Source organism: Lysinibacillus sp. F12, assembly GCF_057773605.1.
In genome coordinates this window covers 965,668-992,111 of the sequence record NZ_JBYMLP010000002.1, presented here as the reverse complement: position 1 = coordinate 992,111, position 26,444 = coordinate 965,668, and the positions used below count along the sequence as shown (strand labels likewise).

Here is a 26,444-nt window from a genome sequence, read left to right as displayed (position 1 = left end):
CTCAGTATGAGAATGTCCGCTACTCGCTCTGCATGAGGTAAACCAGCTTAGTCTCGATAAAAATGTCTTAAATGTGGCGTAATCTCGTCTAAACTTGGCGAGAAAATGGCTAAATCATAGGCAATCAATATAGGAGGGAATTACATGAGTTTTAAAGTGCCAAGAGGGACACAAGATATTTTGCCAGGCCAATCTGAAAAGTGGCAGAAGGTTGAAGCAATTATTCGTGATATTTGTCGTGTTTATCGCTACAACGAAATACGTACACCGATTTTCGAGCAGACTGATTTATTTGCACGTGGTGTAGGGGAAACAACGGATGTTGTCCAAAAAGAAATGTATACATTTGAGGATCGTGGAGGTCGTTCATTAACACTACGTCCTGAAAATACAGCTGGTGTTGTACGTGCATATGTTGAACATAAAATGTTTGGTGCTCCCGATCAACCTGTTAAGCTGTCATATTTAGGACCTATGTTCCGCTATGAGCGTCAACAAGCTGGTCGCTATCGCCAATTTGTTCAATTTGGTGTAGAGGCAATTGGTTCAGCAGATCCTGCAATTGATGCAGAAGTCATTGCTCTTGCAATGGATGTCTATGAATCAGCTGGCTTAAAGGATTTAAAATTAGTGATCAATTCACTGGGTGATAAAGAAACACGTGATACGCACCGTACAGCTTTATTACAGCATTTTGAGCCACATATTCATGAGTTTTGCTCAGATTGCCAAAATCGTTTACAAAAAAACCCATTGCGAATTTTAGATTGTAAGGTGGATCGTGAGCACCCATTAATGAAAACAGCTCCTGCATTAACAGAGTTCCTTACAGAGGAATCGGCTGCTTATTTTGCTCAAGTGAAATCATATTTAGATACTCTCGGCATTACGTATGTGGTTGATCCAAATCTTGTAAGAGGACTGGATTATTACAACCATACGACATTCGAAATTATGTCAACGGCATCTGGCTTTGGAGCTATTACAACACTTTGTGGTGGTGGACGATACAATGGTCTGGTACAAGAAATAGGCGGTCCAGATGTACCTGGTATTGGTTTCGCTTTAAGTATTGAACGTTTGTTATTAGCACTTGAAGCAGAAGGTGTTGAATTAGATACGGCTTCTGGATTAGACGTTTATATTATTGCCATGGGTGAGGATGCAAAGCAAAAGGCGGTAGAGTTAACTAGTACTTTCCGTGCAAAGGGCCTTGCAACAGAGATGGATTATTTAGATCGTAAAATGAAAGCCCAAATGAAATCAGCTGACCGTCTAGGGGCAAAGTATACAATTGTCCTTGGTGAAACAGAGCTTGAAGAGCAAGCGGCTGCTGTGAAACATATGGAATCTGGTGAGCAGCACAAGGTTGCATTTTCAGAGTTAGTCAATTATTTATCACAACAATCCTAAACAAAGATGGCATTTCTCGTTGAATGCTACATAATCGAATTTATTTTGGAGGAATTTAACAATGGCTACTAGAACACATGCTAGTAACGAGCTTTCAGAAACGTTACAAGGCGAAAAAGTCGTATTAAAAGGATGGGTACAGCGTCGTCGTGACCTTGGTGGATTAATTTTCATTGATTTACGTGACCGTACAGGTATTACACAAGTTGTCTTTAGTCCAGACGTTGCAGAAGCGCATGCATTAGCGGATAAAGTGCGTAGTGAGTATGTAATTGAAATAGAAGGGACAGTTATCCTACGTACAGAGGACCAAATCAACCCGAATGTCCCAAATGGTAAAATCGAAGTGGAAGCCACGCGATTAGTCGTCATTAATACAGCAAAAACTACACCATTCCAAATTGAAGATCGTACAGACGTATCAGAAGATTTACGTTTAAAATACCGTTATCTTGACCTTCGTCGTCCAGTTATGTTTGATACTTTCAAAATGCGTTCTGATGTTACACGTACAATCCGTAACTTCTTGCAAAACGAAGGTTTCCTAGAGGTCGAAACTCCAATTTTAACAAAATCAACGCCAGAGGGTGCTCGTGACTATTTAGTGCCATCCCGTGTCCATGAAGGCGAATTTTATGCGTTACCGCAATCTCCACAGCTATTTAAACAATTATTAATGGTTGCTGGCTTTGAGAAGTATTTCCAAATTGCACGTTGCTTCCGAGATGAGGACTTACGTGCTGACCGTCAACCTGAGTTTACACAGGTGGACATTGAAACAAGCTTCTTAACACAAGAGGAAGTTTTAGAAATGAACGAGCGATTAATCCAAGCAGTGATGAAAGAAGTGAAAGGGATTGATATCCCTGCACCATTCCAACGCATGAAGTACCAAGAAGCCATGGATCGCTATGGTTCTGATAAACCAGATGTACGTTTTGGATTAGAATTAGTGGCTTTAAATGATGTTTTTGAAGGCTGTGGTTTCAAGGTGTTTGCTGATACAGTGGCACAAGGAAAACAAGTAAAAAGTATCAATATTAAAGGTGCAGCTGACAAATATTCCCGTAAAGATATGGATGAACTAACTAAGTTCGTAGGTATTTACGGCGCAAAAGGTCTTGCTTGGTTAAAGGTAACAGAGGAAGGCTTAAATGGTCCAATCGCAAAATTCTTCGATGAGGCGTTAGCGGCAGCATTAATCGAACGAATGGGTGCGGAAGTTGGCGATATTCTAGTATTCGTTGCGGATAAAGCATCTGTTGTAGCAGCTTCTTTAGGGGCACTTCGTACGAAATTAGGTCAAGACTTAGATTTAATCGATGAATCACAATTTGCATTCCTATGGATTACAGACTGGCCATTATTTGAATACTCTGAGGAGGACGGTCGTTATTATGCGGCTCACCATCCATTTACACGTCCGTTTGACGAGGATATTCCGTTAATGGATACAGATCCATCAGCTGTTCGTGCACAGGCATATGATATCGTATTAAACGGCTATGAGCTTGGTGGTGGTTCACTACGTATTTACGAACGTGACCTACAAGAAAAAATGTTTGAATTACTTGGTTTCTCAGAAGAAGAAGCTCAAGCTCAATTTGGTTTCTTATTAGAAGCATTTGAATATGGCGTGCCACCACATGCTGGACTTGCATTTGGTCTTGATCGCTTTGTGATGCTTTTAGCAGGCCGTCACAATTTACGTGATACAATTGCATTCCCAAAAACAGCAAGTGCAAGCTGCTTAATGACAGAGGCACCAAGCGAAGTATCTCCTGAGCAACTAAGCGAGTTGAGTTTGGCGATTAAACCATTTAGAAAATAATTAATAATACGAAATACCTGGATTTCCTAGCAAAAAATGTTGGGAATCTAGGTATTTTTTGCGTTTTTCAAGAAATCATAGATTATTAGATATAATCGTTTGAATTATCAGAAAATTAATGCTATGATAACTGTAATACGAATCCTGATGTGTTTGTCTAACTGCTAATTCTACTTCAAAGTTTTGACCGAACACTAACGAATCGGGAGCCTTCATTTTGTAGTCGCAAACATGCCCCTAGCGGAGCGGGACGTTTAAAGCTGCAAAGCGGGCACCCCCCTGCAAATTGCGGGTTCAAAACGAATGTTTCTTGGCATTACGGCACAATTGGGATTCGTCCTATACATAGGGTTGAAAAGGGGCTGATAAAAAAGCTCCTTTTTTATGTGAAAATGAATATATACCTACCATGCAGGCGTATTAGTTTTTTTCAGAATGATTTCAAAGAATTAAATATAATGTATGAAAAATTTAGAAAATAGAAAAAACAGCTTTATATTTTTGGTAAATCGGCATATAATTGGTATAGACAACTATACCTTGAAGAGGATGTTGAAAATTTCTCAGAGCTTTTAATATTTAGCTGGAGGTGGAATTTTGAAGGATACGCTATTAATCTCCCATGTCACAATGATTAATCCTGAGGGAAGACCATTTGAGGGTGATATCTATATTCAGGATGGTGAAATTGCCCAAATTGGCCGCAACTTTAAAATGGAAGCCGCTCAATATATAGATGGTACAGCTAAGGATTGGCTTCTGCTCCCAGGTTTTATTGATATGCATATTCATGGTTCAGCTGGTCATGATACGATGGATGCTACTCAACAGTCCTTACATGCCATAGCTCGTTCTTTAGTGCAAGAAGGTGTTACAAGTTTTCTTGCCACAACGATGACACAATCCATTGGTAAAATTGAAAGCGCTTTAATGAATGTAGCAAAATTCCATCGTAATGTAGGGGAAGCCAATTTATTGGGCATACATGTGGAGGGTCCATTTGTTTCGAAAATACGTGCTGGTGCTCAGCCAGTAGCTTACATGATTAGTCCTACGATTGAGCAATTTGCTCATTGGCAAAACATTAGTAACTATCAAATAAGACAAATCACGATGGCACCAGAACTAGAGGGCGGCTTTACATTTCTTGAAGCACTAATGAACTTTCATGTCATTCCATCAATTGGTCACTCTGATGCTTCAATAGAGGAAGTCCAAAAGGCAGTAGCTTTGGGTGTAAATCAGGTCACTCATTTATATAATCAAATGCGACCCTTTCACCATCGTGACCCTGGTGTTGTGGGAGGAGCATTACTAGACGACAAAATTAAGGTTGAACTTATTGTCGATTTTGTGCATAGTCATCCTCAATCAGTGATGTTAGCATATCGTATGAAGGGTGCAAAGGGCATTATACTTATTACAGATGCAATGCGTGCGAAAGGGTTAATATATGGCGAATATGATTTAGGCGGGCAAACCGTGTTCGTGAGCGAAAAAGGTGCTCATTTAGCAAACGGAGCATTAGCTGGGAGTATTTTAACGATGGAGCAGGCAGTAAAAAATATGAAGGCTGTTACAAATTGTTCACTTCAAGAAATAGTTGCCATGTCCTCTACGAATGCTGCTGAGCAGTTAGGGTTGTCCAAAAAAGGACGAATTAAAGAAGGTTTTGATGCAGATTTTGTATTGCTTGATCGAAAATTAAATGTGCAAAAAACTATTTGTCGAGGTAAAGTTGTATTTGAGAAATCATAAATGAGGCGATAAGGATGGTGCAAGAATTGTTAGAGAAAAATTCTCATATACCTATCTATATACAAATAGAAGAGATTATTAAACAACGAATTTATTTAGAAGAGTACAAAATTGGTGAGACAATACCTTCAGAACGAGAGCTTTCTGCACAATTTGATGTTAGTAGAATGACTGTTCGTCAGTCCATTACTAATCTAGTGAATAGCGGTTTGTTATATCGTGAAAAAGGAAGAGGTACCTATGTTGCCAATCCAAAATTGGAGCAGCCGTTAAAAGGCTTAACAAGTTTTACTGAGGATATGCGAGCAAGAGGGATGGAACCAAGTAGTAAAGTGTTACGATTTGAAAAAATCATACCACCAGTGGATATCGCAAGGGATTTAATGATGGAGCCAGGAGAAGAAGTATTTTATGTCGTACGAATAAGAAATGCCGATTCACAACCAATGGCGATTGAAAAAACATATATACCTGTGAAAGTATATCCGGAGTTAGATGAGAAGCAAATAATGGGCTCTCTCTATGCATTAATTGAGGCGAAGTTCCATCAAAAAATTGGTAATGCCGTTCAACAAATGGAAGCAGCTATTGTGTCTAAAGAGGATGGTAAGTTTTTGCAGATTAATCAAACAGCACCTGTTTTAATTATTAAACGTACGAGTTATTTATCTGACGGTCGACCGTTTGAGCTTGTACGTAGTACGTATCGTGCTGATCGCTACAAATTTATAAGTGAAATTAAAAGGTGATTATATGGATGCATATTTTACTGAAATTGAAAAGCTGATCCACGTTGTGAAGGAGAAGGAGTCTGCTTGTATAAAAGAAGCAGCACAAATTATTGTGCAACGCCTTCAAAAAGGTGGGATTATCCAATTATTTGGTTGTGGTCATTCACAGCTATTAGCACAGGAGGCCTTTTACCGTGCGGGAGGTTTAGTACCTGTTCGTCCGATTTTTATTGAGCCTCTAGCATTACATGCAGGTGCCATAGCCTCTTCAATTAATGAAAAGGACCCAGCAATTATTGAACAACATAAAAAGCAATTTGACTTTCGTGAAAATGATATTTGCATTGTGATTTCAACTTCTGGAAGAAATTCAGCACCGATTGATGCTGCTCTATTAGCCAAAAATGCTAACGTATTAGTCCTCTCTCTCCAATCACTTGAATATAGAGAGCAGGCTACACGTCATCACAGTGGGCTACGACTGGAAGAAGTGGTAGATCACGTTATTAATACTCATATACCTATTGGCGATGGTGTTCTACATGCACAAAACATGCAATATGCACCTGCATCGACAGTTATCGGTTCGCTGCTATTGAATGCTTTATTCAGCGAAGTTATTGAAGAAATTGCAAAGACTTCAACCGAGCTGCCCATTTTTGTTAGCAATAATGTAGACTCCGATTGGTCACATAATGAGATAATGATTGCCAATTATCAAGATCGGATAGATTTCACATGAAAATGGAGGCGTTGTGAATGAAGAAAATGTATAAAATTACGACACCAGAAGGAATACATGCAAGGCCCGCTGCATTACTTGTCACTGCGGTTACACCATTCGAAAGTGACATTACCTTAACTTTTCAAGAGAAGGCAGTAAATTTAAAGTCTATTATGGGCGTCATGTCACTTGGGGTTAAACCAGGAAGTGTAGTGGAAATTTCAGCAGATGGTTCAGACGTTGAAAAATTATTTCAAACAATAACAGACATTATGGTGTCGAAGGAAATAGGAGAAGAGCTTTAAGGATTCAAGCAAGCAGTGGTTTCTTTTCAAGCCACTGCAGATGAATCTCATTTAACAGATTGTAGCTATTGAATTATAAGAATATTCAGTTTTTAAAGGGGTGGTTTTTTGGACATTCGTATCATTTCACCGAATGATTATGAGCAGATTCATCAATTACGGGATTATTGTTTTCCAAATAAATATATAGGGCCACGTAGAGAGGATTTTCATTATTGGATCGAGCATAGTACAACACTAGGTGCCTATGATGCCAAAAAGGTGGTGGGGCAGCTATTAATCCTACCACTTAATATGACCGTGCACGGTATCAGCTACAAAATGGGGGGCATAGGGTTTGTCGCTACATATCCGGAGTATCGTCAGCAGGGAATTATAAAAAGACTGATGATAGAAGCCCTACGAAATATGCGTGAGAATGGGCAGACCATTTCTGTATTAGCCCCTTTCTCTGTATCCTTCTACCGTCATTTCGGATGGGAGCTGTTCTTCGAGAAGTTATATTACACAATACCACAATCAATGTTTCCTTCATTGGGAAGGCAATTAGATGTCATTAAACGGATGAGCTTTGAATGGCCAGACTCCGAGCTTTTCGAGAGGATCAAGGATTTTCAACAGGCAATGGCTATCTCTCAAAATGGTGGTATGATCCGAGATGATGCATGGTGGAAAAGAATTGAAAGAAGGAGCCCAGATAGTCATTTTGCTGCCTATTTAAACGAGGATTATGTAGAGGGATATATCCGATATACGATTCAGCATAATACGTTTGAAATTCAGGATTTTATTGTAGCAAATTATTCAGCAGAGCAAGCAATGTGGCGTTACATAACATCTCATGCAGCGAGTGTTAGTAGTATTAAAGGGGTTACTTCCAACCATATGCCATTTGGCTTTTATTTCGAAGAGCCACAATTTAAAAAGGAAGTTAAACAGGATGTAATGGTCAGAGTAGTCGATGTTTATGCATTTATGCAGCAATATCCTTGGAAGGATATTCATGAAACGTTGTATGTCCGTATTGAAGATAAGTTTTGTCAGTGGAATGAACAAATCTATGAAATAAATAAAAGTGGTCATGTCTCAATAATTAAGACAAATTCGATCATTGACATGCATATGTTAACATTACCAATTAATCTTTTTTCAGCAATGATGGTGGGCTATCTGTCAGTAAAAGAAGCTGTTATGTATGCAAATCAACCTATAGATAAGAAGATTATTCAGCATTGGCAGTGGGCATTATCTACCGAAAAACCAGCATTTTATGAATATTTTTAAGGAATGAATAGTCAGGAATATTAAAATTTTTTTGAATTCTTTTGTGGACTATACCAGATAAGTAGAATCGTTTATTTTTCTATACAAGAACAATAGCCCAATTTTGTAAATAGTTCTAAAAGTAGAAAATTACTGTAAAAAACATATTGTGGTATATACCAATAGGTGCTATTCTCAAATTAAGTAAGCGATTACACGATTGGAAAATGAAAAAAGGAGTGTTACGAATGAAAAATATTATGTTAGTGTGTGTAGCCGGTATGAGTACTAGTTTATTAGTATCAAAGATGCAAAAAGCTGCACAAGAGCAAAATATTGAGGCAGATATTTATGCAATTGCAGAAGGGGAAGTTGAAAAAGTACTGGCGACTAAAAAAGCTGATGTGCTGTTATTAGGTCCTCAAGTACGCTATTTAAAGGGCTCGTATGAAACAAAATTCAAGGGCATGGATTTCCCAATCGATGTCATTAATATGGCAGATTACGGCATGATGAATGGAGAAAAAGTCTTGCAGCAAGCATTACAATTAATAGGTTAAAGGAGACTCGAAGGGGATGGAAGAAAAAGCATTAATGGAATCCATTATGGGGCTTATTGTTCATAGTGGTCATACAAAAAGTGAATGCATGGAAGCTCTACAACTGGCAAAAAAGGGACAGATAGACGAAGCAAAGGAAAAGATTAAATTAGCGAATGAGGCATTGATTGAGGCGCACCATTCTCAAACAGGTTTATTATCACAAGAGGCAAGGGGAGAAAAAGTCGAAGTATCGATGTTATTAATTCATGCGCAGGATCATTTAATGAACGCTATTACATTTCGGGATTTAGCACAGGAAATGATTGAATTATATGAACGAATCAAAGGGGAGTAACATCAAATTTTGATGTCACAATAAAAAGCAAAGGGAGTGTATGAGAATGTTCCGTTTTTTAGAAGAAAAATTTGTACCGGTTGCTGCTAAGGTTGGAAATCAGCGTCATTTAGTTGCCATTCGTGATGGATTTATTACGATCATGCCTTTGACGATTGTAGGATCACTGGCTGTACTTATTAACAATTTGCCTATCAAATTTTATCAAAATGCACTCGATGCCATTTGGAAACATGAGACATGGACACAGTTTGGAGGCAATGTCTGGGGCGCAACATTTGGAATCATCTCACTATTATTAGCCTTCTCTGTTGCCTACCATTTGACAAAAAGCTATGACAAGGATGCACTATCCGGAGGGGTTATCGGTCTTGCCAGTTATATGACGTTTGGAACGTTTGGGGAAGGTGGTTTAACAGGATTAACGACAGGTACAGGAGGAATATTTGTTGCCCTTATAACGGCTCTAATTTCCGCAGAGCTGTTCTCACGATTATCGGGTAACCCTAAACTACTGATTAAAATGCCTGCAGGTGTACCATCGGCTGTATCCAAATCTTTTGCTGCATTACTGCCTGCAATTATTACGATCGGATTATTTGCATTAGTTCGGACAATTATTTCGGCTGGCTTTGATGTACCAGATATTATTGGATCGTTTTATTCGTCAATTCAAGAGCCTTTTATGGGCTTAACAAATACATGGGTAGCTGGTCTTATTTTAGCTTTCATTCCTACGTTTTTATGGTCATTTGGTATACATGGCGCGAATATTATCGAGCCATTTATGCAATCCATTAACCTACAAGCAATTGATGCCAACGTTGCAGCTATTTCTGCTGGTAAGGTAGCACCGTATATTATTAATAAACCGTTCTTCGATGCATTTATTAATATGGGTGGATCAGGCACAACGATTGCCTTAATTATTGCCATCTTCATTATTGCTCGTAAAAACAAACAATATAATACAGTAGGGAAGCTATCAGCTGCTCCTGGATTATTTAATATTAATGAACCATTATTATTTGGTTTACCAATTGTATTAAATCCAATCTTATTTGTACCATTTATTTTGACACCAATGGTCAATGTGACGATTGCATTCTTCGCAACAAAATGGGGGTTTGTGCCTGCGGCAACCATTGCGGTTCCATGGACGACACCACCGATTATTAATGGTTTCCTAGTAACACAATCTTGGCGTGGAGCCGTATTAAGTATCGTTTTAATTGTAGTAGCTATATGCATTTACTTGCCATTCCTTTCTATGGCAAATCGCATGGCAAAGCAAAACGAACAAAAAGCTGTTTCAGCGGCACAGGGTGAACAATCACCTGTAGCCCAAACGGAAGGCCAAAAGGTAGAAGTATAAGCGTTTACTAACGGAGGGTTTGAAGTGAAGAGATTAGGTATTTCGCTATATCCACAGCATAGTACACTAGACGAAATGAAGCGTTATGTTCAGCTTGCTCATGACAATGGTTTCGATCGTATTTTTACATGTTTGATGTCATTAAGGCAGGAAGAAGAACGACAGAAATTACAACAAATAAATCAATTTGCACAGCAATTGGGCTTTGACATTTCTGCAGATATAGCGCCAGCCGTTTTTCAAGAGCTAAATTTAAGCTATAAAGATATAGGGTATTTGAAAGAGCATTATCATTTAGCTGCTTTGCGTTTAGACATGGGTTTCTCAGGTCAGGAAGAAGCATTCATGTCACTTGATGCCAGTAATCTAAAAATTGAATTAAATATAAGTAATGGTACGAAATATCTAGACAATATTTTATCGTACCGCCCGAATAAAGAAAATATTATCGGCTGTCATAATTTTTATCCGAGACAATTTACAGGTTTATCTCGTCAGCATTTTTTACAAACCTCTCAACAGTTTAAAGCAAATAATATTCGGACAGCTGCCATGATTTCCTCTCAGCATGGTAAGTTTGGACCATGGGAAATAACAGAACAAGGTTTACCAACATTAGAGGAGCACCGTCACCTTCCCATTACGGTGCAGGCAAAAGATTTATGGCATACAGGGTTAATTGATGATTGCATCATTGGCAATATGTATGCATCGGAGGAAGAAATACGAGCTTTAGGACAATTAAACCGCCAGAAGCTTGAATTAAAGCTTGTTCAGTCAGCAGATACGAGTATATTAGAGGAAACAATTCTTTATAAGGAACAGCATTTTAATCGAGGCGATGTATCTGAGTATGTGATTCGCAGCACACAATCTCGCGTGAAATACAAAAATGGTGACTTTCCTGTGCATAATACACGACCATTAAAGATGGGTGATGTCACAATCGATAATAATTTGGATGTTCGATATAAAGGTGAGCTACAAATCGTACTAAAGGAAATTCCAAATGCTGGGTCAAGTAATGTTGTCGCAAGTGTTGTCGAAGAAGAACAATTTTTACTAGCGCACATTCAACCATGGTCGTCATTTGGTTTTACGAAATGAAAATAAGAGAGGAAGGGATTGAGCTATCAATCTCTTTTTCTTTATGCGAAAGGAAATGGTGTTATGTATGTTTTAGCCATTGATGGTGGAGGCACCAAAACGACAGCGATTATTTGTGATGAAAAAGGTCAATGCTTTGCCCAAATAGACACAACTCGCAGTAACCCCACAGCTATGGACCAACCATATTTCGAGGCAACCATTCATTCAATCATGCAAAGTTTACAGCAACAAAATCCTCAAATAGTAGCAGAGGTGACGAGCTGCTTTGCGGGTATGGCGGGTGTCATGGAGCTTCAAGCTGAGAGCATGGTGGAATCTATATTACGGCAATATGTGTGTGACTCCGCGACCATTACGGTAGACAATGATGCGTTAATCGCTCTTTATGCGGGTACACTGGGAAAGGCAGGAATTGTTCAAATCGCGGGGACAGGCGCTATCACAATGGGATATGATAAGCAGCAGCATTATCACCGAGTAGGCGGTTGGGGATATCTGTTTGATGATGAAGGAAGTGGCTATGATTTAGGTGTCCAATTACTAAAGGCTGTTCTACAAAGCTATGATGGCAGGGCTCCTCGTACTATATTGACAGAAGCTGTAATGAAGCATTTCTCAGTAGATGATGTACCACAATTAATTGCCTGTGTTTATGGAGAGGAGCATCCGCGCACAGTCATCGCGCCATTGAGTGCCTATATTGTTGCAGCGGCTGATGATGGTGATCTAGTAGCCAAGAGAATCATTGAGGAAGCCTGTCAAAACTATTTTAAGGCAATTAAAGCATGCTATTTACGGATGGCGTGGGGGCAAGAAGAAGTGCCTGTCGTCCTATGTGGAGGCGTATTTACGAATGAAAATTACTTTGTTCCAAGGCTTCAAGCAATGGCAATGGAGCAGACATTACCGTTCCGCTTTAAGACCCCTGCATTACCCCCAATAGGAGGAGCTGTCATTGCCGCCCTTCAACAAATAAATGTCCAGTATAGTAATTCTTTTATAGAGACCTTTCAAAAAAATATGTATAATGAAGTACAGAGCAATTGAATCGATTCAATTGCTCTATTTTTTTCTTTCTAATTTTCACTTGATGTATAACATGATAAAATGTAATATAGGTTTTGATTTTATCTTAGTATATAACTAGGTTTACTAATAAAATTTCATAGATGGAGAGTGTCAGGATGTTACATCAATTTTCACGTAACGAGCTCGCTATAGGAACAGAGGGTCTCGAAAAATTAAAAAATACAACGGTTGCTATTCTTGGTGTAGGTGGCGTTGGATCATTTGCTGCTGAAGCATGTGCACGAAGTGGTATCGGCCGAATTATATTAGTCGATAAGGATAATGTAGATATTACCAATGTGAATAGACAATTAGTAGCGTATCTATCTACAGTTGGACAATCTAAATCAGCTATTATGAAAGAGCGCATTGCAGATATTAATCCCGAATGTGAAGTCATTGATATGCATATGTTTTATACGGAAGAAACGTATGAAAAATTTTTCGCACAAGGCATTGATTATGTAATCGATGCAAGTGATACAGTCATGTATAAAATTCATATTATGAAAGAATGCTTAAAGCGTAATATTCCTATTATTTCTAGTATGGGTGCTGCGAATAAGATGGACCCTACTCGCTTCCAAATTGCAGATATTTCAAAAACACATACAGACCCACTAGCAAAAATTATACGCACAAAGTTACGTAAAGAAGGAATCCATAAGGGTGTGACAGTTGTATTTTCGGATGAAAGTCCGATTGTCGTACGTCCAGATGTGGTTGAACATGTAGGGAAGCCGGATGCTGCAATTCGTAAAGCGAAGATGCCACCTTCTTCCAATGCCTTCGTGCCATCAGTTGCAGGTTTAATTGCAGCAAGTTGGGTTGTTAATACGATCCTAAAAGATGTGAAAATCACACGCGTACAAGGTTAATACCCTATAAGATTTCAAAAAACAGCATAATGAATCATTTTCGTAGAAGTAGCCGCCTTTATTATTTTTAAAGGGGCTACTTTTTCTATGTTACAATAAGATCGTTATAAAAAGGAGGCATATACAGATGGAAAAAATTTATCAAATGGAGTATAGAGGTTTAAATCTATTCGATGAAATAAGCACTGTCGAGTTGGCTATAGATGAAGAGAAGCAAACGATACATATTTATGATATCGGACAGGTTGTAAGCCCCATTTTTAATTTTGATGTATCTGCCTATGAATTGTCAGATGGGTTTTATAAAATGGCCGATATTTTACGGCATAAGAAAATATTAACGAATGAACAAGCAGGTAGTGACCTAACATTGAGTGAATGGTTAATTAAAAACAATGCTTATTTTTATATCCCGAATAAACGTATTAAAAAATATGTCCAGGGAAGTATTGTGGAAATTGTTGATCGAACAATGGAACAAGCGCTATTTGATGAATATGTACAAAGGGTATAATTTTACCAAAATAGTTCTTCTTATGTGCATAAAATGCTATTAATTCACGAAATTGTCTTATTTTTTTCATGTCCCCACTACTCTAATTGGTTTATTGCTATAATTTGAATAATTCCAATAGATAATCGATCAGTTTGTTTGGGATGCTTTGAGCTAATCAAAAATAGCCATGAAGTGCGAAATCAACAAATGACAAATGGGAGAGTGGGAAAATGGAAATTCAAATTATTCGAGATCATTTAGATATTGTCAAGCTTCAAGAGAAAATGAATGCCATTGTATTTGATTACTTAGACACATCTGATAATTATCCGAAAGCGATGCGAGAATTGAATCCTTTATATACACAAGTGACAACTTTTTATAAGGAATATATCGATAATCGGTCAGGGGAAATCCCTAGTGCAAATACGTATTGGCATTTGTTTATCGACTGTAGTGCCAAGCTATGCTATTTTTTAGCTGCTTCAACGTTCTATTCATCTAATGCTTTACAAAAGACGCCTAATAAAGTGGAGAAGTTATTACATATTGCGGCCTCTTCTTTGCCTAGCATCGATCAAGAGGAAAATGAGCAATTATTGACAGATATTTTTACCCTCATGGCTGAAGTAGTAGAGGATAAAGAAAAAGTGACTACTTTGCGTAATGAAGTGCTCGTACAAAAGGGTGATGTAAAGAAATGTCTACAACAGTTTAAATTATTTGTTGATCATGAATTGAATATCTAGACAATTAAAGAAAGTCTATTTTCTGAAAATAGACTATAGATAAGAATCTACGTGAACTTTTGTAATTATTTCTAGTTTTCAACAACGGTACGTGTTGAAAAATGGATGTATTTGCCCATTCAAGTTTCGTGGGTTCTTTTTTTGTATTTAAAAAAGCAAAGTCGCTTCTAAAGATAGAAGGAAGGACTTTGCTCTGGAAAACTATTTTTTATTTTGATGAAAAGATTTAAGCTTTTCGTAGATACTAGCCATGCGTTTTTCCTCACCTGCAACAACAGGTTTATAAAACTCGGTCCCAACAAGCTCATCGGGTAAGTATTGTTGGTCTACCCAGCCACCGAATGTTCCGATGGGTGTGTTATGAGGATACTGATACCCAACATGACCTAAATCTTTTGCCCCTGCATAATGAGCATCACGCAAATGATGAGGGATACCCCCCGTTTTGCCATCATGAATCGCCTTTATCGCTTCATCGATTGCCAGAATAGCTGAATTAGATTTTGATGCTAAACACATCTCAATAACGGCACTTGCAAGTGGGATACGTGCCTCTGGTAATCCAAGACGTTCTGCTGCCTGAACTGCGGCTAGCATATGAGGACCTACCTCAGGATTAGCAAGGCCAATATCTTCATACGCCATGACAAGCAATCGTCTGCTGACAGCCACTAAATCACCAGTTTCTAATAAATGTGCTAAATAATATAGTGCGGCATTGGTATCACTGCCACGGACAGACTTCTGCAAGGCAGAAAGTAGATTATAAAAATGGGAGCCCTTTTTATCACCATAAACACCAATTCGGCTAATCAGGTGATCAATAATATGATCGGCTGCAATCGTTTGCCCTTCCACTTCATCACTTGCATAATAAATAGATTCTAGCAAAGTCAATGCCTTTCGTGCATCGCCATTAGCTGCTTCTGCAATACGCTCAATTTGTGAATCTGTTAAGATAAAATGATATTTACCTAAGCCCCGCCTTTCATCTGCAAGTGCTTTTTCTACAAGCTCCATTAGATTTTCCTTGGTTAATCGTTTTAGTTGATATATCTCACCACAGCGAGAACGAATAGCTGGATTGACATCGTGGTAAGGATTTTCTGTTGTTGCACCGATTAACACAATCGAGCCGTTTTCAACATGCGGTAGCAAAGTGTCTTGTTGTAATTTATTGAAGCGATGAATTTCATCTAAAAAAAGTAGAACTTTCCCTGAGATTCTAGCTTCCTGGACAATATCTTCCACATCTTTTTTACCAGCTCGTGTCGCGTTAAGTGCGAAGAAAGGGAGCTGAGAGCTTCCAGCAATTGCATTTGCAATCGAGGTTTTGCCTATGCCAGGTTCTCCGTAAAGCAACATGGAAGGGACATGTTCATTTTGAATCATTTTATATAGAGCTGTGTTTGGACCAATAAAGTCCTGATGACCTACAATTTCATCAAGTGTTAAAGGGCGCATTCGAAAAGCAAGTGGTTCATTGTGCAATATAAATCCCCCTTTCAGTCGGTGTCATTTTACATTCATCCATTTATTTGCACTAAAATACAGTGCGGATAGTGGATCACTGAACAATGTTGAATCGCATTATTTAGTATATCATATCCTTCTAGGTGTATTTCCGAGTTCATCAAGAGGAGATTATGATATACTGTTGGTAGTAATTTTGACTAGACTAATTGAGGGTGATAAAATGAAAATTTCAACAAAGGGCCGTTATGGGCTTACGATTATGATTGAATTAGCAAAGCATTACGGAGAGGGTCCTATTCCTTTACGTAAAATTGCTGCCGAAAAGGAGCTTTCAGAGGCGTATTTAGAGCAATTAGTGTCACCGCTTCGTAATTCAGGCTTAGTAAAAAGTGTACGTGGCGCTTATGGTGGTTATATGCTAGCAAATCCACCGAGCGAAATTTCTGCAGCCCATGTTATTAGTGTACTAGAGGGGCCAATTCAACCAGTAGAGGGCATTGAAAACGAGGAAGCACCACAACGAGAGTTATGGTTGCGCATTCGTGACGCAGTAAAAAATGTGTTAGATACAACAACAATTGAAGATTTAGCACAATACACAGAAGAAAATGTAGCGGAAGGCTATATGTTCTATATTTAAAATGTTTAAGCTAAAGCGCTGCTTCCCATACGTATCATAGTTGAGTTGAAACATAAATGGTGAAACTGTTTGTGCACACGGAATGTTTTTCATAAACTTATGATAAATGAGGGTTCCAGCGTTTTTTATTAAAAAGGAGTTTTCAACATGAATTCATATATCTATCTCGATCATGCGGCCACATCACCGATGAATGGCCAAGTTATAGAAGCGATGACGACTGCCATGCAACAGGTATTTGGCAACGCATCCAGTATCCATGGGGCAGGTCGAGAAGCGCGCAAATATCTTGATGATGCTCGCGACATATTAGCCAAATCTATCGGTGCTCAGGCGGGAGAAATAATCTTTACAAGTGGTGGTACTGAAGCGGATAATACGGCAATTCTGGGCACTGTCTATGCACGAGCTAAAGAGGGAAAGCACATCATTACAACACAAGTAGAGCATCATGCAGTGTTACATACATGTGAAAAACTTGAACGAGACGGCTTTGATGTGACTTATTTACCTGTGGATAAGACAGGACGTGTAGCTGTTGAGGACGTCCAAAAAGCACTTCGTGATGATACGATTTTAGTAACAATTATGTATGGGAATAATGAAGTCGGTACGATTCAGCCTATTGCTGAAATTGGTGAGCTATTGCAAGGGCATCAAGCTACTTTCCATACAGATGCAGTTCAGGCATATGGTTTAGAACAAATTGATGTGGGTCAATTAAAGGTAGATTTATTGAGTGTATCAGCTCATAAAATTAATGGGCCTAAAGGAATTGGGTTCCTTTTCCAAAAGGCTGGAACACCTTTAGCTAATTATGCCTTAGGTGGTGCACAAGAGAAAAAACGTCGTGCAGGAACTGAAAATATACCAGCAATTATTGGCTTTGCGACAGCTGTGCAAGTTGCAAATCAGTTGCGTGAAGAAAAGCGTTCACTATACAATCACTTTAAGCAAATTATGCTTGATGTATTTTCACAGGAAAATTTAGCGTTCCATATTAATGGTGATGAAGAGCAGTCATTGCCACATGTTTTAAATATTAGCTTTGAGGGCATGGAAGTAGAATCATTTTTAGTAAATCTTGATATGGCAGGAATCTGTGTATCTAGTGGTTCTGCATGTACCGCTGGGTCGATTGATCCATCACATGTGTTAGTAGCCATGTTTGGACAAGGTACAGAGGAATTACGAAACTCTATACGATTTAGCTTTGGTCAGGATTTAACAGAAAAAGATATACGTGACGCAGCTGAAAAAACAGCACAAATAGTGAAAAGACTAGCAAAAAGATAATTTGTGAAGAACATGTTAGGTTTCTACAATTGATGAAGCATTAACTGTAAATAGATAAAAGAAAAGGTGACCACAATGAAAGAAACACGTGACCCCTCTCAAATTCGCGTTGTTGTCGGCATGTCTGGTGGGGTAGATTCGTCGGTGGCTGCGTACTTGTTAAAACAACAAGGTTACGAAGTAATCGGGATCTTTATGAAAAACTGGGATGATACTGACGAAAATGGTGTTTGTACAGCAACAGAAGATTATGATGATGTCATAAAAGTATGTAATCAAATCGGCATTCCCTATTATGCTGTAAATTTTGAGAAACAGTACTGGGATAAAGTTTTCACATATTTTTTAGAAGAATATAAAGCAGGACGTACACCAAATCCAGATGTCATGTGCAACAAAGAAATTAAATTTAAAGCATTTTTAGAGCATGCGATGAGCCTGGGCGCTGATTATTTAGCGACAGGTCACTATGCACGTATCGATCGTAGTGGTGACGGAGAAGTAAAAATGTTACGTGGTGTGGATAATAATAAAGATCAAACATACTTTTTAAATCAACTATCACAGGAGCAATTGGCCCATGTAATGTTCCCAATTGGCGATATTGAGAAAAAAGAAGTGCGTAAAATTGCAGAAGAAGCAGGATTGGCAACAGCGAAGAAAAAAGATTCAACGGGGATTTGTTTCATAGGAGAACGTAATTTTAAAGAATTTTTAAGTCAATTTTTACCAGCCCAACCTGGTAATATGGAGACGATGGATGGCGTTGTCATGGGAAAACATGACGGTTTAATGTATTATACACTTGGGCAACGACATGGTCTTGGTATTGGTGGAGACGGTGAACCTTGGTTTGTGTTAGGGAAAGATTTAGAGCGTAATGTTCTTCTTGTTGGACAGGGTTTTGACAATGAGCATCTATATTCTACTTCATTATCTGCTGTAAAAATGAACTATACTTCGACAAAAAAATTGCCTGGGAAATTTTCTTGTACAGCGAAATTCCGCTATCGTCAAACTGATACACCAGTAGAAGTTGAACTATTAGCAGATGGCCGTACTCATATTACATTTGCAGAGCCTGTTCGTGCTATCACTCCAGGACAAGCGGTGGTTCTTTATGATGGAGAAGAATGTATTGGCGGCGGAACAATTGATGAAGTCTTTAAAAGTAATGAAAAACTAACATATGTTGGATAACTTGCGCTAAGACTGCTTTTATTGCCATGTGGCTTCATGGAAGCAGTCTTTCGCTACATAGAGGTGGACAAATAATGAATTATAATGAACAGGGCATTCAAGCGTTTCAAGATAAACGTTATGAAGAGGCTGCACAACTATTTACAAAGGCGATAGAAGCGGAACCTGAAAATGCTATTGGTTATGTAAACTTTGGCAATTTATTAGCAGTCTTAGAGGATACAGAACGTGCAGAGCGTTTTTTCCAAAAGGCTATTACCGTGGATGAGACAGCGGCTACAGCTTATTATGGCTTAGCAAACCTCTATTATAATGCAGAACGCTATGCAGAGGCTGTAAAACTTTATGAACAAGCACTTAAGCATCATATTGAAGGCGCAGATGTGTATTATATGATGGGGAAATGCTTTGAGCGTATGGAAAATTCAAAATTAGCATTGCCTTATTTACAAAGAGCCGTGGAAATTGCTCCCGAAGACACACAGATTCGTTTAGCCTATGCAATCGTGCTATGCGCACTAGAAATGTTTGAGCAAGGGAAGAAGGAACTGGATCTTTTAATTGAACAGGACTGGAATAATGCAGATGCTCACTATAATTTAGGGGTATTGTATGCAGTGTCTACAGAGCAAACAGAAGATGCCATGTATCATTTAAAACAGGCCTTTACCTTACAGCCGGAATACGATCAAGCACGTTATATTTATGATATGATTGCTCAGCGATTTAACTAATAGATAAAAGCAGCAAGTGTGATTGGATGAACTTGCTGCTTTTTTATGTAGTTTATAGTGGGGTGTTGATAGAAAGAATGTGGATCAAATTCTTATGATTACTCAATATTTTTTGTAAAATGTATCCCATCCTCTTTTATTTTAAGGTTAAATTTGTTAGTGTATGTCATGCAGGAAAGGAATGGATGACACGATGAATAAAGTATTTATAGCACTATTACTTGTAACAGCGCTTGCGGCAATTGAAGGGACGATTGTTAGTACAGCTATTCCAAGTATAACGGCAGATTTATTAGGCGTAGACTTAATAAGCTGGATTTATTCCGCTTACTTATTAGCATCTGCTATCGCTGCGATTATTTTTGGTAAGCTAGCTGATTTATTTGGGCGCAAACGGATGATTATTACGGGAATCATTATATTTTTAATGGGTTCCATGTTATGTGGGTTAGCACAATCAATGGAACAATTAATTGTCTTTCGTGCAATCCAAGGGATAGGTGCAGGCTCAATTTTACCAATTACATTAACAATGGTTGGTGAGCTATTTACGACTGAAAAGGCACGTGCTAAAGGACAAAGCTATTTAAGCATGGTATGGGGCGTATCAGGCGTGGTTGGTCCACTATTTGGAGGTTTTATTGTTGACCAAGTATCATGGCACTTTATATTTTTCATTAATGTACCATTTGGGTTAGCTTCTATTTATCTAATTGTTAAACACTATAAAGAACAGCTAGAGGCAGTGAAGCGGAAAATTGATTATTTAGGTGCTGGCCTATTTACGATCGGAATGGTTTCGTTATTATATGTAATTATCGAAAATAGTAAAACACAAGCGTGGTTATCGAATCAATCGCTCATCATGTATGCTGTTGCAGCTATATTTTTAAGCGTGTTTGTATGGGTGGAGCTACGTGCAGAGGAGCCGATTATTCCGTTAACATTGTTTAAAAATGGTCGCCTTATGGTGATTAATTCACTAACGTTAAGTACTATGTCGATCGTTATTGGTGTGACAGTCTATATTCCGATATATGCGCAAAGTGTTCTTGGTAAAAATGCCACACAAGCTGGTCTTCTTCTAACACCCATGTCTATTTTTTGGACAATGAATTCTATTGCAGCAGGCTATTTAATCGGACGTTTAACAAATAAACGAATTATCCAAATGGGGACGATTTTATTAGTTATAGGAACCATTATGCTTGCTAGATTATCTTCAGGCTCTAGTGATATAAGTGTATATCTTGGCTCTTCATTAATCGGGCTTGGTATGGGCTTTATCATGCCGATGTTAATGATTTCTATTCAAAAGGTCGCTCATCCTAAGCAACTGGGTATTTCAATTGGCCTCAATTCCTTCACCAATACATTTAGTCAAGCGGTTGGTGCAGCCCTATTTGGGATGATCTTTAACCTTGCGACAAATGAGAAAATGGCCTCATTAGGTAAAGGGGAAATTCAGCTAAATGGTGAATTTGCAAAAGGTGGCTTTAGTTTAGAAGAAATAAGCTTTTTAAAGGGAACCATTGCTAATGGTGTAAGCTATGTATATATAACAACCTTAGTTTTTGCCATTTGTGCTCTTATTTTATCTTTCTTTATTGTGACGAAATTAAAAGACAAGGCTTAAAAATGAACGAAAATCCACTTCACTTTCAGGCAGACACGTTTGTAGTCTATGCTAGAAGATAGGTGGATTTTTTTGTTCAATAAAATCTGAATGTGTTTAATTATTATTAATATTATTAAGGTTGGGAAGTTGCGCAAAATATTTAGCTAGCTGCGATATAGGCGTACTATCTAATAAAGTGGGCTCGGCCTCATTTTCCTTTAATATATTGATCTCCTTATTTAACCGCTCCATTTTTCGATCTAGCTCTGCAGCTTGTAGTGCGGCTTCTTTTAATTCAATACGAATATGCTCTGGTACTTCTTTATTATATTTATAATAAATTTTATGTTCCAAACTGGCCCAGAAGTCCATCGCAATGGTCCTGATTTGTATTTCTGTATATACCTTCTCCATATGGTCTGACATGAAAATAGGGATTTTTATAATAAGGTGTAAGCTTTGATAGCCATTGTCTTTAGGACTAGCAATATAATCCTTCACCTCTACAACCTCAATGTCGTGCTGTGCCTGCAACATGGCACTGACTTTATAAATATCTTCGACAAATGAACAAGTAATACGAGCACCTGCAATATCACGAATGTTTTCGCGTACGTCTTCCATCGTTGGAGGAAGTTCCTTTTTTAACATCTTTGTTAAAATACTTTTCGGTGATTTTACTCGTGTGGAGATATGCTCGATGGGATTATATTCATGAATAAGCTTAAATTCTTCTTGCAAAATATTAATTTTCGTTTCCACTTCCTGTAAAGCAAATTTATAGGCTAAAAAGAAGCGTGTTAACTCAGTTTGAAATGATTTTAAAGAGCTTACTTCGAGTTCGGTTTTCATATTTTAATAATCCTTTCCTCTATGATGTGTCCACTTTTTTATGTTCTACTTCTTATTCTATGTAGAATTGTCATTCATCTCAATAAAATAGCAGCCAATTATTGGTGAGGTTTAAATGTTAGATAGTTTTTCATAAGGATAAAACATTTCTACCTCATATATAACTTACATAAGAGGTAAAAGGTTTCAAAAAGGCTAAATGAATTGATAAAGGTGAAGGAAAGGTGAGGTGTTACAAACAAAGGGGAGAAAACTCTCCCTTTGTGTTAACTAATAATTTCAGCATTTAAGTTATACCGTTTATTAAACTCATCCACAAATATTTGTAGATCAATATATGTCCCTATATAAGGCTCTGTTTCTTGATCGCGTAGGAGACCACAAGTTGCCTTTAATGATTTTGAAAACTCAAGCAGCATTTGTTCATTATCTAGTTGAACATGGATAGCAAGAGAATGATCCTTTTTATTTACTTTGAAATATTTGCCATCAATGATTCGTTCTAAATTTGTTTCTTGAAATGGAAAAATATAATCTTTATAAATGAGATTCACATGATCCCGCCCTTTTACAATATTTCACTACATCTGTATAGGGTAGCTCTCCTCCAAAAAGAGAAAGGGCACTCCCAATTGTGATATGAAGCTTTCCATTGGCTAATTGGTTAAATTTTTCTAAGTCTTTTATTGAACGAATGCCACCTGCATAAGTGGTTGGAATCGAGGTCCAGGCAGCAAGATCTCGTACTAATCTTTCCTGCATCCCCCCTTTTTTTCCTTCCACATCGACTGCGTGAATTAACAGTTCATCACAATAATTCTCGATAGCTTGAATAGTTTCAGCATTGACTTCGAAGTGACTAAATCTTGTCCATTTATCAGTTACGACATACCACTTACCATCTCGCATTTTGCAGCTGAGATCAATGACAAGATGCTCTTTACCGATTAATTTGTTTAAATGTTGTAAACGTTCTAAATCCAGCCTTCCATCATGGAAGATATAGGAAGTGACAATCACGTGTGAGGCACCAGCATCAATATATTTTTGGGCATTTGCAGCAGTAATGCCACCACCAACTTGTAACCCTTGTGGAAATGCAGCTAAAGCAGCTAGAGCAGCATCTTCATTTCCCTGACCAAGCATGATGACGTGTCCACCTGTTAAGTGATCCTGTGCAAACATTTGTGCATAGTAGCTAGAATCATAACTAGAAATAAAATTCTCAACGACTGTTTGATTGGTATAACCTAAAGTACTTCCAACAATTTGTTTTACTTTGCCTTCATGTAAATCGATGCAGGGTCTAAATTCCAAGAACTTCACGATCCTTCCGTGCCATTAATTCTTATTTATCATAGCATGGAAATATGGATAAAAGCAGAGAATTATCATTTGTCGAAATAATGTAAAAATAATGAATGGGAAATATTTTTATCAACGATATTTTGAGATGTCTATGGTAAAATAAAAAGATTGAAAACAATTAGAAAGGGCGGACCGAACATGACAGATCATCTCGATTTATTTGAACTCAATAAATTTTTTATTCTCGGACGTCCGATCGTCTCTATTTTTCATAACACCCAAAATATGTATTCCATTATTCGAGTGAAAATTCAAGAGACAAACTTACAATATGAAGATAAAGAAATTATTGTTGTTGGCTATTTTCCACCGTTACAAATGGATGAGCAATACCGCTTTACAGGTATATTAAAACAGCATCCTAAATATGGTGCACAATTTCAAATCGAGACATTTACAAAAGAGGTACCCGCTACTGAACAAGGAATTATTCATTATTTATCCAGTGACCTATTTGTGGGAATTGGGAGAAAAACAGCTGAAACCATTGTTGAAAAACTGGGTGCTAATGCATTACGCCTTATTTTAGAAGATCCGAGTGCACTGGATGCTGTTCCACGTTTATCATCTGAAAAAAAAGAAGTGATTCATCGGACGATTGAGCAAAACCTTGGTTTAGAACGGGTAATGATACAGTTGAATGAATGGGGCTTTGGTCCACAGCTGGGAATGAAGATCTATCAAACCTATCGAACGGAGGCTGTTGAATTACTAACAGAAAATCCATATCGCTTGATAGAAGATGTGGAAGGTGTTGGGTTCTTTCGAGCAGATGAGCTGGGTGCAAAGCTAGGGATTACCGGTAAACATCCTGATCGTGTCAAAGCAGCGATTTTACATATTTTAAATACGGCTGCATTATCTGACGGGCATGTATATTTAGACGCGGAGCATGTACTACCACTTGTAAAGGAAATGCTTGAACAAAGTCAACGTCAGGAAATTCCGTTTGAAGACATCTCAAAAGCATGTATTGAGCTACGGGAAGATGGAAAAGTTTGCGGAGAAGAAACAAGGTTATATTTGCCTTCACTTTATTTTTCTGAGGTAGGAATTGCCTCCAAAATATTGACGCTTGTTGAACGAAATAGCAAGACTGAACATTTTAGCAAAGATGAGATTCGTAAAGCGATTGGTGAAACTGAGGAACTACTCCAGGTGACATATGCTGAAACACAAGCAAATGCTATTGAACAGGCTTTAAATTCAGCTGTAATGATTTTAACAGGTGGACCTGGTACGGGTAAAACGACTGTTGTACGTGGGGTTGTTGAGGTGTATGCGAAGCTTCATGGTTTATCATTGAATCCAAAAGAATATGCTCAAAAAGAGGAGCCTTTTCCCATTATCCTTTGTGCACCCACTGGGCGAGCTGCCAAGCGCTTAGCTGAATCGACTGAACTACCAGCTATGACCATTCATCGTTTACTCGGCTTTACAGGTCAAGAAAAAGAAGAAGAGACTGAACGGGAGGTAACAGGTAAGCTTATTATTGTAGATGAAATGTCCATGGTGGATACTTGGCTTGCTCATCAGTTATTAAAAGCTTTACATGAGGATGTACAGGTTGTCTTTGTAGGGGACCAGGACCAATTACCGCCTGTAGGACCAGGACAGGTATTAAAGGATTTATTAGCATCCAAGCAACTCCCAACGGTGGAATTGACAGATGTTTACCGACAAGCAGAGGGTTCTACCATTATTGAATTAGCCCATCAAATAAAAAAAGGAACCATTCCGCAAGATTTAACATCGAAAACTACTGATCGCTCGTTTATTAAATCTTCCGTCGATCAGATTGGAAATGTTGTGACACAGGTAGTAAAAAGTGCCGTTGCTAAAGGGCAAGAAATTCGTAATATTCAGGTGTTAGCACCGATGTATAAAGGTCCCGCTGGCATTGATAATTTAAATAAGATGATTCAAGAGCTTATTAATCCTAATGATACAGGGACACGAAAGGAACTTGTCTTTGGGGACGTAACGTATCGGATAAAGGATAAAGTTCTGCAGCTAGTCAATCAGCCTGAAAGTAATGTTTTTAATGGGGATATGGGAGAGGTCATTAGTATTATTAAGGCAAAGGAGACAGTAGAAAAACAAGATTTACTAATTGTATCCTTTGATGGCATTGAAGTGACCTATCAACGCAGTGACCTCAATCAATTGACACTTGCTTATTGCTGCTCCATTCATAAATCTCAAGGTTCAGAGTTTCAAACCGTCATTATGCCTGTTGTCAAAGGGTATTCGAAAATGCTGCGGCGGAATCTTTTATACACAGGTATTACAAGAGCGAAAAACTTTTTAATTTTATGTGGGGAACCAGACGTTCTAGCAGATGGCTTGCAGCGGACAGATGATTTACAGCGTTTTACTTCGTTGCGTGCTCGATTAAATCCAATGGATGTCGACGAAGTAATGGTTGAGGTTGAGGCAGTTCCAGTAAAACAAGAGGCTGTGCAAGAAATAGCTATCGAGGACCATAAATTAACAGTTGAAACAGCTCCTTATATTCATCCAATGATTGGGATGGATGATGTCTCCCCCTATGATTTTTTGGAGATGTAAAGATTGTACCCGATTAGATTCTCGCTAATCGGGTTTTTCTACTGTGCTGTCGTCACCTAATATTTGGACATTTCATATACTACATAAGTAC

The 26,444-nt window shown here is 38.2% G+C and carries 25 protein-coding genes and 1 other RNA gene; 22 read left to right on the top strand and 4 right to left on the bottom strand.

Annotated features, from left to right (window positions below):
- Nucleotides 1-144 precede the first annotated feature (144 nt).
- The 16 genes from hisS to AC3CH7_RS11915 all read left to right on the top strand — a co-directional run bounded on the left by hisS (nucleotide 145) and on the right by AC3CH7_RS11915 (nucleotide 14,598).
- Nucleotides 145-1,413 (top strand): histidine--tRNA ligase, encoded by a 1,269-nt coding sequence (gene hisS / locus AC3CH7_RS11990; protein WP_012295419.1) that lies wholly within the window; start codon nucleotides 145-147, stop codon nucleotides 1,411-1,413.
- A 61-nt stretch (nucleotides 1,414-1,474) separates the two neighbouring features.
- Nucleotides 1,475-3,244 carry an aspartate--tRNA ligase gene (gene aspS / locus AC3CH7_RS11985; RefSeq protein WP_012295418.1) on the top strand — a complete coding sequence of 590 codons (1,770 nt, stop codon included), beginning with the start codon at nucleotides 1,475-1,477 and terminating at the stop codon, nucleotides 3,242-3,244.
- Between the two features lie 138 nt (nucleotides 3,245-3,382).
- Nucleotides 3,383-3,582: non-coding RNA, 6S RNA (gene ssrS / locus AC3CH7_RS11980), on the top strand.
- A gap of 259 nt (nucleotides 3,583-3,841) precedes the next feature.
- A complete protein-coding gene (nagA, locus tag AC3CH7_RS11975; protein WP_447402467.1) occupies nucleotides 3,842-5,002 on the top strand; it encodes an N-acetylglucosamine-6-phosphate deacetylase in 1,161 nt (386 codons plus the stop codon).
- A 26-nt stretch (nucleotides 5,003-5,028) separates the two neighbouring features.
- Nucleotides 5,029-5,751: a GntR family transcriptional regulator gene (locus AC3CH7_RS11970; protein ID WP_031419268.1), complete on the top strand. Its 723-nt coding sequence runs from the start codon at nucleotides 5,029-5,031 to the stop codon at nucleotides 5,749-5,751.
- A 4-nt stretch (nucleotides 5,752-5,755) separates the two neighbouring features.
- Nucleotides 5,756-6,475: a sugar isomerase domain-containing protein gene (locus AC3CH7_RS11965; RefSeq protein WP_031419266.1), complete on the top strand. Its 720-nt coding sequence runs from the start codon at nucleotides 5,756-5,758 to the stop codon at nucleotides 6,473-6,475.
- A gap of 17 nt (nucleotides 6,476-6,492) precedes the next feature.
- Nucleotides 6,493-6,762, top strand: a complete 270-nt coding sequence (locus AC3CH7_RS11960) for an HPr family phosphocarrier protein (RefSeq protein WP_012295415.1) — start codon at nucleotides 6,493-6,495, stop codon at nucleotides 6,760-6,762.
- A 108-nt stretch (nucleotides 6,763-6,870) separates the two neighbouring features.
- Nucleotides 6,871-8,046 (top strand): GNAT family N-acetyltransferase, encoded by a 1,176-nt coding sequence (locus AC3CH7_RS11955; protein ID WP_012295414.1) that lies wholly within the window; start codon nucleotides 6,871-6,873, stop codon nucleotides 8,044-8,046.
- Between the two features lie 227 nt (nucleotides 8,047-8,273).
- Nucleotides 8,274-8,585, top strand: a complete 312-nt coding sequence (locus AC3CH7_RS11950) for a PTS sugar transporter subunit IIB (RefSeq protein ID WP_031419261.1) — start codon at nucleotides 8,274-8,276, stop codon at nucleotides 8,583-8,585.
- A 16-nt stretch (nucleotides 8,586-8,601) separates the two neighbouring features.
- Nucleotides 8,602-8,922, top strand: coding sequence for a PTS lactose/cellobiose transporter subunit IIA (locus tag AC3CH7_RS11945; RefSeq protein WP_197149840.1), 321 nt, complete (start codon nucleotides 8,602-8,604; stop codon nucleotides 8,920-8,922).
- A 46-nt stretch (nucleotides 8,923-8,968) separates the two neighbouring features.
- Entirely contained in the window at nucleotides 8,969-10,297 is a 1,329-nt protein-coding gene (locus AC3CH7_RS11940) for a PTS sugar transporter subunit IIC (RefSeq protein WP_447402466.1), read from the top strand.
- Between the two features lie 24 nt (nucleotides 10,298-10,321).
- Complete coding sequence (locus tag AC3CH7_RS11935; protein ID WP_447402465.1) at nucleotides 10,322-11,404, top strand: DUF871 domain-containing protein; 1,083 nt, start codon at nucleotides 10,322-10,324, stop codon at nucleotides 11,402-11,404.
- Nucleotides 11,405-11,422: 18 nt separating this feature from the next.
- Nucleotides 11,423-12,454, top strand: coding sequence for an N-acetylglucosamine kinase (locus tag AC3CH7_RS11930; protein ID WP_230591282.1), 1,032 nt, complete (start codon nucleotides 11,423-11,425; stop codon nucleotides 12,452-12,454).
- 137 nt (nucleotides 12,455-12,591) lie between these two features.
- A complete protein-coding gene (locus tag AC3CH7_RS11925) occupies nucleotides 12,592-13,353 on the top strand; it encodes a tRNA threonylcarbamoyladenosine dehydratase (protein WP_031419256.1) in 762 nt (253 codons plus the stop codon).
- 127 nt (nucleotides 13,354-13,480) lie between these two features.
- Complete coding sequence (locus AC3CH7_RS11920) at nucleotides 13,481-13,867, top strand: hypothetical protein (RefSeq protein WP_031419255.1); 387 nt, start codon at nucleotides 13,481-13,483, stop codon at nucleotides 13,865-13,867.
- Between the two features lie 212 nt (nucleotides 13,868-14,079).
- The gene (locus AC3CH7_RS11915) at nucleotides 14,080-14,598 is read left to right on the top strand and encodes a hypothetical protein (RefSeq protein WP_012295406.1); all 519 of its coding nucleotides are present in this window, start codon (nucleotides 14,080-14,082) and stop codon (nucleotides 14,596-14,598) included.
- Nucleotides 14,599-14,799: 201 nt separating this feature from the next.
- Here the strand turns inward: AC3CH7_RS11915 and AC3CH7_RS11910 are convergent, their stop codons facing one another.
- A complete protein-coding gene (locus AC3CH7_RS11910) occupies nucleotides 14,800-16,089 on the bottom strand; it encodes a replication-associated recombination protein A (RefSeq protein WP_036164345.1) in 1,290 nt (429 codons plus the stop codon).
- Nucleotides 16,090-16,294: 205 nt separating this feature from the next.
- Between AC3CH7_RS11910 and cymR the strand changes: the two genes are divergently transcribed.
- The 5 genes from cymR to AC3CH7_RS11885 all read left to right on the top strand — a co-directional run bounded on the left by cymR (nucleotide 16,295) and on the right by AC3CH7_RS11885 (nucleotide 21,580).
- Nucleotides 16,295-16,714 carry a cysteine metabolism transcriptional regulator CymR gene (gene cymR / locus AC3CH7_RS11905; RefSeq protein ID WP_008181126.1) on the top strand — a complete coding sequence of 140 codons (420 nt, stop codon included), beginning with the start codon at nucleotides 16,295-16,297 and terminating at the stop codon, nucleotides 16,712-16,714.
- 147 nt (nucleotides 16,715-16,861) lie between these two features.
- On the top strand, nucleotides 16,862-18,010 hold the full coding sequence (locus AC3CH7_RS11900; protein ID WP_031419253.1) for a cysteine desulfurase family protein: 1,149 nt from the start codon (nucleotides 16,862-16,864) through the stop codon (nucleotides 18,008-18,010).
- Nucleotides 18,011-18,085: 75 nt separating this feature from the next.
- The gene (gene mnmA / locus AC3CH7_RS11895) at nucleotides 18,086-19,210 is read left to right on the top strand and encodes a tRNA 2-thiouridine(34) synthase MnmA (protein WP_012295404.1); all 1,125 of its coding nucleotides are present in this window, start codon (nucleotides 18,086-18,088) and stop codon (nucleotides 19,208-19,210) included.
- A gap of 74 nt (nucleotides 19,211-19,284) precedes the next feature.
- Nucleotides 19,285-19,944, top strand: a complete 660-nt coding sequence (locus AC3CH7_RS11890; RefSeq protein WP_012295403.1) for a tetratricopeptide repeat protein — start codon at nucleotides 19,285-19,287, stop codon at nucleotides 19,942-19,944.
- Between the two features lie 193 nt (nucleotides 19,945-20,137).
- Complete coding sequence (locus tag AC3CH7_RS11885) at nucleotides 20,138-21,580, top strand: MDR family MFS transporter (RefSeq protein ID WP_447402464.1); 1,443 nt, start codon at nucleotides 20,138-20,140, stop codon at nucleotides 21,578-21,580.
- A gap of 96 nt (nucleotides 21,581-21,676) precedes the next feature.
- Here AC3CH7_RS11885 and AC3CH7_RS11880 read toward each other — a convergent pair whose 3' ends face one another.
- The 3 genes from AC3CH7_RS11880 to hisA form a co-directional block, all read right to left on the bottom strand.
- Entirely contained in the window at nucleotides 21,677-22,414 is a 738-nt protein-coding gene (locus tag AC3CH7_RS11880; RefSeq protein WP_012295401.1) for a GTP pyrophosphokinase, read from the bottom strand.
- A 266-nt stretch (nucleotides 22,415-22,680) separates the two neighbouring features.
- Nucleotides 22,681-22,968: a hypothetical protein gene (locus tag AC3CH7_RS11875; protein ID WP_012295400.1), complete on the bottom strand. Its 288-nt coding sequence runs from the start codon at nucleotides 22,966-22,968 to the stop codon at nucleotides 22,681-22,683.
- The gene (gene hisA, locus AC3CH7_RS11870; protein WP_012295399.1) at nucleotides 22,952-23,731 is read right to left on the bottom strand and encodes a phosphoribosylformimino-5-aminoimidazole carboxamide ribotide isomerase; all 780 of its coding nucleotides are present in this window, start codon (nucleotides 23,729-23,731) and stop codon (nucleotides 22,952-22,954) included. Before hisA ends, AC3CH7_RS11875 begins: the two co-directional genes overlap by 17 nt.
- Nucleotides 23,732-23,920: 189 nt before the next feature.
- On the opposite strand from hisA, the gene recD2 reads away from it, so the two are divergent.
- Nucleotides 23,921-26,353: an SF1B family DNA helicase RecD2 gene (gene recD2 / locus AC3CH7_RS11865; protein ID WP_031419245.1), complete on the top strand. Its 2,433-nt coding sequence runs from the start codon at nucleotides 23,921-23,923 to the stop codon at nucleotides 26,351-26,353.
- Nucleotides 26,354-26,444: the final 91 nt, after the last annotated feature.

Coding starts and splice junctions, on each gene's coding strand:
- hisS (WP_012295419.1), top strand. CDS start 145: ATGAGTTTTAAAGTGCCAAGAGGGACACAAGATATTTTGCCAGGCCAA.
- aspS (WP_012295418.1), top strand. CDS start 1,475: ATGGCTACTAGAACACATGCTAGTAACGAGCTTTCAGAAACGTTACAA.
- AC3CH7_RS11965 (WP_031419266.1), top strand. CDS start 5,756: ATGGATGCATATTTTACTGAAATTGAAAAGCTGATCCACGTTGTGAAG.
- AC3CH7_RS11960 (WP_012295415.1), top strand. CDS start 6,493: ATGAAGAAAATGTATAAAATTACGACACCAGAAGGAATACATGCAAGG.
- AC3CH7_RS11950 (WP_031419261.1), top strand. CDS start 8,274: ATGAAAAATATTATGTTAGTGTGTGTAGCCGGTATGAGTACTAGTTTA.
- AC3CH7_RS11945 (WP_197149840.1), top strand. CDS start 8,602: ATGGAAGAAAAAGCATTAATGGAATCCATTATGGGGCTTATTGTTCAT.
- AC3CH7_RS11940 (WP_447402466.1), top strand. CDS start 8,969: ATGTTCCGTTTTTTAGAAGAAAAATTTGTACCGGTTGCTGCTAAGGTT.
- AC3CH7_RS11925 (WP_031419256.1), top strand. CDS start 12,592: ATGTTACATCAATTTTCACGTAACGAGCTCGCTATAGGAACAGAGGGT.
- AC3CH7_RS11920 (WP_031419255.1), top strand. CDS start 13,481: ATGGAAAAAATTTATCAAATGGAGTATAGAGGTTTAAATCTATTCGAT.
- AC3CH7_RS11915 (WP_012295406.1), top strand. CDS start 14,080: ATGGAAATTCAAATTATTCGAGATCATTTAGATATTGTCAAGCTTCAA.
- cymR (WP_008181126.1), top strand. CDS start 16,295: ATGAAAATTTCAACAAAGGGCCGTTATGGGCTTACGATTATGATTGAA.
- AC3CH7_RS11900 (WP_031419253.1), top strand. CDS start 16,862: ATGAATTCATATATCTATCTCGATCATGCGGCCACATCACCGATGAAT.
- mnmA (WP_012295404.1), top strand. CDS start 18,086: ATGAAAGAAACACGTGACCCCTCTCAAATTCGCGTTGTTGTCGGCATG.
- AC3CH7_RS11890 (WP_012295403.1), top strand. CDS start 19,285: ATGAATTATAATGAACAGGGCATTCAAGCGTTTCAAGATAAACGTTAT.
- AC3CH7_RS11885 (WP_447402464.1), top strand. CDS start 20,138: ATGAATAAAGTATTTATAGCACTATTACTTGTAACAGCGCTTGCGGCA.
- AC3CH7_RS11880 (WP_012295401.1), bottom strand. CDS start 22,414: ATGAAAACCGAACTCGAAGTAAGCTCTTTAAAATCATTTCAAACTGAG.
- recD2 (WP_031419245.1), top strand. CDS start 23,921: ATGACAGATCATCTCGATTTATTTGAACTCAATAAATTTTTTATTCTC.